The organism is Actinomadura logoneensis (genome assembly GCF_003428695.1).
Classification (GTDB): Bacteria; Actinomycetota; Actinomycetes; order Streptosporangiales; family Streptosporangiaceae; genus Spirillospora; species Spirillospora logoneensis.
In genome coordinates this window covers 1-9,201 of record NZ_QURH01000972.1, presented here as the reverse complement: position 1 = coordinate 9,201, position 9,201 = coordinate 1, and the positions used below count along the sequence as shown (strand labels likewise).

Sequence of the window (9,201 nt, the reverse complement as noted above, 5' to 3'; positions counted from 1 at the left end):
GGCCGGGACCACCGCCACCAGGCGCGGGAGCGGGGCGGCCGGGCCCCGGAACGGGACGCGGGCGGCGGAGGGCGCGCGCCCGACCGCCGCGCAGATGCGGCAGCGCATCCTGGACGCCGCGGCCGACTGCCTCATCGAGGGCGGGTTCGCGTCGGGCCGCATCCTGTCGGCGATCGCCCGCAAGGCGGGCATCTCGCGGCCGACGCTCTACAAGTACGGTGGCACGGTCGAGGACATCAGGCACGCCCTGGTGCAGCGCGAGCTCAACCGGTTCCTGGAGGCGCTGGCGCCGCGCCTGGAGAACATGACGTGGTCCGCCGAGTACGCCACGGACCTGCTCGTCTTCGTCGTCGGCTACGCGCGCGGCCACACGCTGCTGAACGCCGCTCTGCGGGACGTGCCCGAGGTCGTCCTGCCGGAGTTCACCCTGAACGCGGACGGCCCGCTCCGGCGCATCGCCGAGCTGGCCGAGCCGATCCTGCGCGAGCACGTCGAGGCGGGCCGGATGCCGCCGGTGGACGCCACCCTGTTGACCGACGCGCTGTTCCGGGTGACGCTGTCGATCGTGCTGATCCGCGGCCCCTACGACTTCGACGACCCCGAGGTGCTGCGCCGCTACGTGGCCGGCGCCCTCGGCATGCTCGCCGAACTCCGCTGATCTGCCGCGACGCCGCCCGGCGGCGTTCCCTCGGCACCGCGGGCGGCCCGCGACTGCGCCCGGCGGCGCCCGGCGGCCCGGAAAGAGAAACTTGTCTCATTCGTTCTCTTGAACTGTTCAGGTTTGTGCGCGTAGGTTGACCGGTATGAGCGCACCGCAGCCCCCGACCGCCGCCGAGGAGCTGCGCGGTGCCGGCCTCCGCGTGACGGCCGCCCGCGTCGCGCTGCTCGAGACCGTCCGCACCGGCGACCACCTGGGGGTCGAGGCCATCGCCTCGGGCGTCCGGGACCGGGTCGGGCACATCTCCCTCCAGGCCGTCTACGAGGCGCTGCACGCCCTCACCGCCGCCGGGCTCGTCCGGCGGATCGAGCCCGCCGGGAGCCCGGCGCGGTTCGAGGGGCGCGTCGGCGACAACCACCACCACGTCGTGTGCCGCTCGTGCGGCGCGGTCGCCGACGTCGACTGCGCCGTCGGGCCCGCCCCGTGCCTGACCCCCTCCGACGACCACGGCTTCGCCATCGACGAGGCCGAGGTCACCTTCTGGGGCCTGTGCCCCTCCTGCGCCCCCGCTCAGAGTTCCTCATCGGCCTAGTTCCCGAAGGGTGCCACCATGGCAGAGAACCAGAACACCAGCGGAGAATGCCCCGTCGCGCACACCCGCGCACCGCACCCGACCCAGGGCGGCGGCAACCACCAGTGGTGGCCGGAACGCCTGAACCTGAAGATCCTCGCGAAGAACCCGGCGGTGGCCAACCCGCTGGGCGAGGACTTCGACTACGCCGCCGCGTTCCAGTCGCTGGACCTGGCCGCGGTGAAGCGCGACATCGCCGAGGTGCTGACCACCTCCCAGGACTGGTGGCCCGCCGACTTCGGCAACTACGGCCCGTTCATGATCCGGATGGCCTGGCACAGCGCCGGGACGTACCGGATCCACGACGGACGCGGCGGCGCCGGCGCCGGCCAGCAGCGGTTCGCGCCGCTGAACAGCTGGCCCGACAACGCCAGCCTCGACAAGGCCCGGCGGCTGCTGTGGCCGGTCAAGAAGAAGTACGGCAGCTCCCTGTCCTGGGCCGACCTGCTCATCCTCACCGGCAACGTGGCCCTGGAGACGATGGGCCTGCCCACCTTCGGCTTCGGCGGCGGGCGCGAGGACGCCTGGGAGGCCGACGAGGACGTCTACTGGGGCCCGGAGTCCACCTGGCTGGGCGACGAGCGCTACACCGGCGACCGCGAGCTGGAGGACCCGCTCGGCGCCGTCCAGATGGGCCTGATCTACGTCAACCCCGAGGGCCCCAACGGCAACCCCGACCCGCTCGCGGCGGCCCGCGACATCCGCGAGACGTTCCGCCGGATGGCGATGAACGACGAGGAGACCGTCGCCCTGATCGTCGGCGGCCACACCTTCGGCAAGACGCACGGCGCGGGCCCCGCCGACAACGTCGGCCCGGCGCCCGAGGCCGCGCCGATCGAGCAGCAGGGCCTCGGCTGGAAGAGCACCTACGGCACCGGGGTCGGCGCCGACGCCATCACCAGCGGCCTGGAGGGCATCTGGACGACCACCCCGACGCGGTGGGACAACTCGTTCCTGGAGATCCTCTACGGCTACGAGTGGGAGCTGTTCGAGAGCCCGGCGGGCGCGCAGCAGTGGCGGCCGAAGGACGGCGGCGGCGCGGGCACCGTGCCCGACCCGTTCGACCCGGACAGGAAGCACGCGCCGACGATGCTCACCACCGACCTCGCGCTGCGCGTCGACCCGGTGTACGAGCAGATCACCCGCCGGTTCCTGGAGCACCCGGAGGAGCTGACCGACGCGTTCGCGCGCGCCTGGTTCAAGCTCACCCACCGCGACATGGGCCCGGTCGCCCGCTACCTCGGCCCCGAGGTCCCGACCGAGGAGCTGGTCTGGCAGGACCCGCTCCCGGCCCGCGACCACGACCTCATCGACGAGGCGGACGCGGCGGCCCTCAAGGAGCGGATCCTCGCGTCCGGGCTGACCGTGGCGCAGCTGGTGTCCACGGCGTGGGCGTCGGCGTCGTCCTTCCGCGGCACCGACAAGCGCGGCGGCGCGAACGGCGCCCGGATCCGGCTCCAGCCGCAGATCGGCTGGGAGGTCAACGAGCCGGACAAGCTGGCGGCCGTGCTGCGCACCCTGGAGGCCGTCCAGGAGGAGTTCAACGCGGGCCGCACCGACGGCCGGCGCGTCTCGCTGGCCGACGTGATCGTGCTCGCCGGCAACGCCGCCGTGGAGAAGGCCGCCGCGGACGGCGGCGTCCAGGTCCAGGTGCCGTTCACGCCGGGCCGCACCGACGCCTCGCAGGAGCAGACCGACGTCGAGTCGTTCGCGGCCATGGAGCCCCCGGCGGACGGCTTCCGCAACTACCTCGGCAAGGGCCTGCGGCTGTCGGCCGAGTACATGCTGCTCGACCGGGCGAACCTGCTGACGCTGAGCGCGCCGGAGATGACCGTCCTGGTCGGCGGCCTGCGGGTGCTGGGCGCCAACTTCCAGGACTCCCGGCTCGGCGTGTTCACCGACACGCCCGGACGGCTGACGAACGACTTCTTCGTCAACCTGCTCGACATGGGCACCGAGTGGTCGGCGACCGGCGACGACAACCTCTTCGAGGGCCGCGACCCCCGCACCGGCGACGTCCGCTGGACCGGCAGCCGCGTCGACCTGGTGTTCGGCTCGAACTCCGAGCTGCGCGCCGTCGCCGAGGTCTACGCCAGCGACGACGCCCGGGAGAAGTTCGTGACCGACTTCGTCCGCGCGTGGGCGAAGGTCATGGACCTCGACCGGTTCGACGTCCGCTGACCCGGCACCGCTGAGGACGGCGTCCGGGGCACCCGCCCCGGACGCCGTTCGCGTATACGGGGCGGACCGGGATCAGGCGCGCCGGGATCAGACGGCCCGCGCTCAGGCGGGCCGGGATCAGGCGGGCCGGGATCAGGCGGGCCGGACGACCTCGACATGCCGGGCCCATCGGAACTGTGCCGGGCCCCGGGGGTCGCCGGGGAAGGGGGCCGTGATGGTGGCGATCGTCGCCCGGCCGGGGCGCTTGGCGGTGCAGGTGGCGGTGATGGTGCCCTGGGGGCCGGAGCGCGAGACGCAGTCCAGGATCAGCGCGTCGGTACTGGTCAGGGGCGTCCAGGGCTGGCGCGGGGACGGCTCGGCGGTCACCTGGAGCACCGTGCCGACCGTGAGGCGGAGCGGCGGAGGCGTCTCGCCCCGGCGCACGGTGACGGTCACGGTCCCGGCCCGGTGCGGCGCGGGCTTCGGCGGGTCGCCGCCCGCGCAGGCCGCGCAGAACAGCAGGATCAGCGCCGTCAGGGACCGCATGTCGGGTCCTCCTCGCGGGACGGGGCCCGGGCTTCGAGTGTACGCGCGGGTGCCCGCCGTCCAGCGCCGGACGGCGGGCACGCGGGACGTCAGCTCACGGTGACGTCGTCGAAGGCGGTGGCGGTGGGGTCGCCGGTGTAGTTGTCGTCATGGCTGGTGAGCGTGAGGGTGTAGGAGTGCCCGGCGGTCACCGCCGAGGTGACCTGCTTCCAGCCGGAGCCGGCGACGCAGGTCTTGGCGAGGACCGTCGTGGTGGTGTTGGCCGTGTTGTCCTTCAGCGTGGCGGTCGCCCAGTCGTAGGTGACGGTGTCGGGGCACGTCACGTTGTAGTAGAAGGACACCTTGGTGCTGCCGGACGGCGCGGTGAACGTCTGGGCGATGGACGAGTCGCCGTTGGTCGCGGTGCTGGAACTGCCCAGGAGCGCCGCGTAGACGCCCGCGTGCGGGCCGGTGCTGGTGACGCCCGTCGCCGGGCCGCCGGCCGTCCAGCCGGACAGGCTGCCCGTCTCGAAGCCGCCGTTGGTGATCCCGCCCCCGCCGACCGGGTTGACGGTCAGGGTGAAGCCGGTGTTGTGGGTCGCCGACGTCCCGGTTCCGGTGATGGTGACCGTGTAGGTGCCCGCCGGGGTGGACGAGCCGGTCGTGATGGTGGCGGTGCTGGAGCCCCCCGCGGTCACCGACGCCGGGCTGAACGACGCGGTCGCGCCCGCCGGCAGGCCCGTGGCGGTCAGGTTGACGGTCTGCGCCGACCCGGACGTGACGGCCGTCGACACCGTCGTGGTGACCGAGCCGCCCGCGGTCACGGTGCCGGTGGCGGGGCTCGCGGAGATCGAGAAGTCGTTGGCCGGGGTGCTCGCGCAGCCCGGGAGGGTGAACGACGTGAGCCGGGTGTGCCAGTTGAAGCTGCCGTTGGCCGGCTCGTACTCGTTGGTGTACCAGAAGGTGCAGTCGTCGCCCGGATCGACCGCCATCGAGGTGTAGTCGCCCCACCGGCTGTAGGACGTCTGCGAGCCGCCGCCGGTGACCGTGGTGGTCTCCGCCTGGGTCATCGTCCCGAGCGGATCGGAGGGGGCGCGGCCGGTGAACCGGATCGACGGGTGGACGGACGAGGAGGACTGGGAGTACCCGAGCGCGATGTTGCCGACGTGGTCCATCGCGATGGAGCCCATCCACCGGTAGGTGGAGTCGGGCGCGTAGGTGCCCTGCTGGTAGACGGCCGGGTTCCCGCCCGACAGCCGCAGCTCGTACCAGCGTGTCCCGACCGAGCTGCCGACGGTCACGGCGTGGTCGGTCACGAACGCCTCGTGGTCGCCGTAGTTGCGGTACGCCAGCCGGTACATGATGCGGTCCGACAGCGAGTCGAGCTGCTGCGTCGTGCCGCTCTGCGGGACGCACGTGCCGGTGCTGCCGCAGGCGGTCGTGTAGGACGCCACGGTCATGCTGGACGGTCCGGTGAACGTGGAGTTGGCGGGCGTCGTCCAGTCGACGTGGAACTTCCAGTACGCCAGGGAGGTGTTGGTGGTGCCGAGGCCGACCAGCAGTTCGTTCTCCCCGGCGGGCGGCGGTGTGGAGCCGTCGAGGTCGCCGGCGAGCAGCCCGCCGTAGGACGAGCTGGTCGTGAAGCACTGCTGGGTGGCGGCGGCGCCGGTGAGCATCTTCGACCGGTCCATGGCGCAGGCCTCGGCGCCGACGAAGGTGTTGCCGTTGAACAGGTTGTAGGTGACGTAGTACGCGTCCGGCCAGACCGAGATCTTCGGGTAGTCCGGGAAGCTGGAGAACTGGTAGCTGTACCGGTTGTACGACCCGGTCGCGTCGGCGCTGGTGGAGACCGCCACGCACTCGTAGTACGGGCCGCTCGCGGACGACACGTTGGCGAACTGGGTGACGATCCAGCGGCTTGCGAGGGTGTCCCAGCGCACCGTCGCGTCACCGTCGTTGGTGCTCTGGCAGGAGCCGCCGAAGCCGGAGAAGAGCGTGCTGGTGTCGACGGGGCCGTAGGCCGCCGTGCCGGTCGACTTGTTGAACACCGCGTAGGCGGTGTTGACGACCTCGACGACCTGCGTGGAGCCCACCGACGCGTTGGGGTCCGGCGGCACCCCGGTCACCGAGTACGTGCCCTGCGGGCCGGTGAAGCCCTGCCCGACGCCGTCGAAGTTGCTCGCGGTCGCCGCGGTGCGGGTGACGCCGCCGGAGCGCTGCCGCACCGGGTCGGGGATCCTGGCCGCGGGCGGGGTCGGCAGGCGGACCTCGTGGTCCGGCTCCGACCGGCGGGTGGGCCGGGGCGGGACGGGACGGATCGACCGGAGCGGCGGGGAGACGTCGTGGCGGACCGCGGGACCGGAGTCGGCCGACTGGCGGTGCGGACGCGGCGCCTGGACGGGGGCGGCGTGCGCGGGGGCGGCGTGCGCGGGGGCGGGCGCGGTGAGGGCGGTCAGGGCCGCGAGCGCCGCGGTGAGCACGGCCATGCCGGCTCTGGGGACGAGGGGTCGGAGCACGGCGGGGTCCTTTCGGATGAAACGGATGACCCATGCCTGATGGGACAGCCGTCATGCTGACCCCGGCCGTCCGCGCCGACAAGGACGCCGTGCGCCGCCGAAAGCCCGCGCACGCAGGGAAAACCCGATGGCTCCGGCCGGTCCGTTGCGGGCCCGCGAGCGCAGGCGCACAGTCGACGGTGCTCTGCGAACTCCGGCGATACCGTTGCGGCGGATGTTGCGCACCGAGCGTCCTGTGGCTCGGCCGCCGAACCCCGCAGAGTCCGCCCTTTCCCCGCCTTAACCTCGCACTTACCTGCCGCCTCGTGCCACAACTGGTCAGCCACTAGACCAGTGGCGCGGAAGAGGCCCCGCGCCGTCTGCCGGGCGGGGCCTCTTCCGTGGTATGGGTTCTCTGCTCGGGCCTACTTCACCGATCCGGCGAGGACGCCCTGGACGAAGTACCGCTGGAAGGCGAAGAACACCGCCAGCGGCACGATCAGGGACAGGAACGCGCCCGGCGCCAGGATGTCGATGTTGCCGGTGAACTGCCGCATCTGCGACTGGAGCCACTTGGTCATCGGCTGGTTGCCGGTGTCGGCGAACACCAGCGCCACCAGCAGGTCGTTCCAGACCCAGAGGAACTGGAAGATCGCCAGCGACGCGATCGCCGGACCGCCCAGCGGGAAGATGACCCGCCGGAAGATCGTCCACTCCGAGCCGCCGTCCATCCGCGCCGCCTCCAGCAGGTCCCGGGGGATGCCCGCGAAGAAGTTGCGCAGCAGGAAGATGGCGAACGGCAGCCCGAACGCGACGTGGAACAGCACCACGCCCACGAGCGAGCCGGCCAGGTGGAAGCCACCGATCCGCACCGAGCCGTACAGCTCGGAGACCGGCAGCAGCGCCACCTGGACGGGCACCACCAGCAGCCCCACCACGACGAGGAACAGCCAGTCGCGGCCGGGGAACTCCATCCACGCGAACGCGTACGCGGCCAGCGACGCGATCACCACCACCAGCAGGGTCGCCGGGACGGTGATCAGCACCGTGTTCCAGAACGAGTCGACGAAGTCGCCCTTGCCGAGCAGGTCGGAGTAGGCGGAGAAGGTCAGCTGGCCCGGCTTGGAGAACACCTTCCACCAGCCGGACGCGCTGTTGTCGGAGGTGGACCGCAGCGACGCGACCAGCAGCCCGAACGTCGGGACCAGCCACACCACCGCGACGACGATCAGCAGGACCTGCGCGACGCCGCCGCCGACCCGTCCGACGATCCGCGCGGCGATGCCGCGGCGCGGCGCCCCCGCCCCACCGCCGGTTCCCCCGCCGCTGCCGCTCCCGCCGCTGCCGGTGCCGCCGTGCTCCGGCGCGGTCCCGGCCGTCCCGGTCTCGGTCGTGCTCATGCCCGCTCCTGCCGCATCCGCCGGATGTTGAACAGCATGGCCGGGACGACCAGCAGGAACAGCAGCACCGCGATCGCGCTGCCCTTCCCCGGGTCGTTCCCGCCGCCGAACGACTCGACCCACATCTGGAGCGCGAGCACGCTGGCGTGCGGATCGCCGCCGCCGATGATGAAGACCAGGTCGAAGACCTTCAGCACGTTGATCACCATGGTGACCAGCACGACCGTGAGCACCGGCGCGAGCAGCGGGATCGTCACCCGCCGGAACACCTGCCACTCGGTCGCGCCGTCCACCCGGGCCGCCTCCAGCGCGTCCCGCGGGATCGCCGCGAGGCCGGCCGCGATGAGCACCATCGCGAACCCCGACCACACCCACAGGTACGAGCCGATGATGGCCGGGGTGATGAGGGTGTTGCCGAGCCACTGCGCGCCGCCGTAGGACGCGGTGAAGTTCGACTTGGGCAGCCGCAGCGTGACCGGCCCGTCCCCCTTCACCTTCTTCATGGTGAAGGTGCCGTCGTCGCCGGTGGTCGCCTTGCCGACGACCTTCCCGTCCCGGACGGCCTCGACCTTGATCCGCGGCAGTCCGGACTCGCCCGCGTTCGGCTGGTTCGGCGTGCCGCCGCCGCCCTTGGTGAAGTCGAACCACACGGTGCCGGTCAGCTCCCCCGGCCTGGCCGCGGGTGGCTGGGCCGCCGCGACCGGCTTGGCCGGCAGGTTCTCCGGCTTGATCCGCAGCAGCGGCAGCAGCGCGGTCTGGCCCGCCGTGTACTGCCTGTTGCTGACGATCGAGCCGTCGGGCTGCTGGGTGCCGGTGGCGTCCTTGCCGGTGCGCGGCCCGGCGCCGGGGTAGCCCGCGCCGGGCTCGAACGTGTCGTGCACGGCGACCATCGCCGCGTTCGCCACGCCCATCTTCGGGTCCTGCTCGTACACCAGCCGGAAGATCACGCCGGAGGCGAGGAAGGACACCGCCATCGGCATGAACACCACCATCTTGAAGGCGGTGGACCAGCGGATCCGCTCGGTGAGCACCGCGAAGACCAGGCCGATCGCGGTGACCAGCGTCGGCGCGACCACCACCCAGATCGCGGTGTTGCGGACGGTCACGAGGTTGTCGTGGCCCTGGAAGATGCCGGTGTAGTTGTCCACGCCGGCGAAGGAGTGGCCGTCCGCGCGGAAGAAGCTGCGGACGACCGAGAAGGCGATCGGGTACATCACGAGGAACCCGAGCAGCAGCAGGGCGGGGAGCAGGAAGCCCAGCGCCAGCCAGGACGGCGGCGCGATGCCTCGCGCGCGCCTGGCCCTGGCGGGCGCGTCGGCCGCCGGGCCGCCG

Annotated in this window: 7 protein-coding genes; 3 read left to right on the top strand and 4 right to left on the bottom strand. The window is 72.4% G+C overall.

Going from position 1 to position 9,201, the window contains the following annotated elements; all coding sequences use genetic code 11:
- The 3 genes from DZF91_RS32995 to katG form a co-directional block, all read left to right on the top strand.
- Positions 1-658: TetR/AcrR family transcriptional regulator (locus DZF91_RS32995; RefSeq protein WP_235834746.1), on the top strand; the 658-nt coding region annotated here is incomplete at its 5' end.
- A gap of 145 nt (positions 659-803) precedes the next feature.
- Complete coding sequence (locus DZF91_RS32990) at positions 804-1,250, top strand: Fur family transcriptional regulator (protein WP_117360962.1); 447 nt, start codon at positions 804-806, stop codon at positions 1,248-1,250.
- A gap of 18 nt (positions 1,251-1,268) precedes the next feature.
- On the top strand, positions 1,269-3,470 hold the full coding sequence (gene katG, locus DZF91_RS32985) for a catalase/peroxidase HPI (RefSeq protein WP_117360961.1): 2,202 nt from the start codon (positions 1,269-1,271) through the stop codon (positions 3,468-3,470).
- 132 nt (positions 3,471-3,602) lie between these two features.
- On the opposite strand, the gene DZF91_RS32975 is transcribed toward katG, so the two are convergent.
- The 4 genes from DZF91_RS32975 to DZF91_RS32960 all read right to left on the bottom strand — a co-directional run.
- Positions 3,603-3,995, bottom strand: a complete 393-nt coding sequence (locus tag DZF91_RS32975) for a hypothetical protein (RefSeq protein ID WP_117360960.1) — start codon at positions 3,993-3,995, stop codon at positions 3,603-3,605.
- A gap of 89 nt (positions 3,996-4,084) precedes the next feature.
- On the bottom strand, positions 4,085-6,490 hold the full coding sequence (locus tag DZF91_RS32970; RefSeq protein WP_199487065.1) for a hypothetical protein: 2,406 nt from the start codon (positions 6,488-6,490) through the stop codon (positions 4,085-4,087).
- Positions 6,491-6,894: 404 nt separating this feature from the next.
- On the bottom strand, positions 6,895-7,869 hold the full coding sequence (locus DZF91_RS32965; protein WP_117360959.1) for a carbohydrate ABC transporter permease: 975 nt from the start codon (positions 7,867-7,869) through the stop codon (positions 6,895-6,897).
- Positions 7,866-9,201: carbohydrate ABC transporter permease (locus tag DZF91_RS32960; protein WP_407920960.1), on the bottom strand; the 1,336-nt coding region annotated here is incomplete at its 5' end. The genes DZF91_RS32965 and DZF91_RS32960, both read right to left, overlap by 4 nt.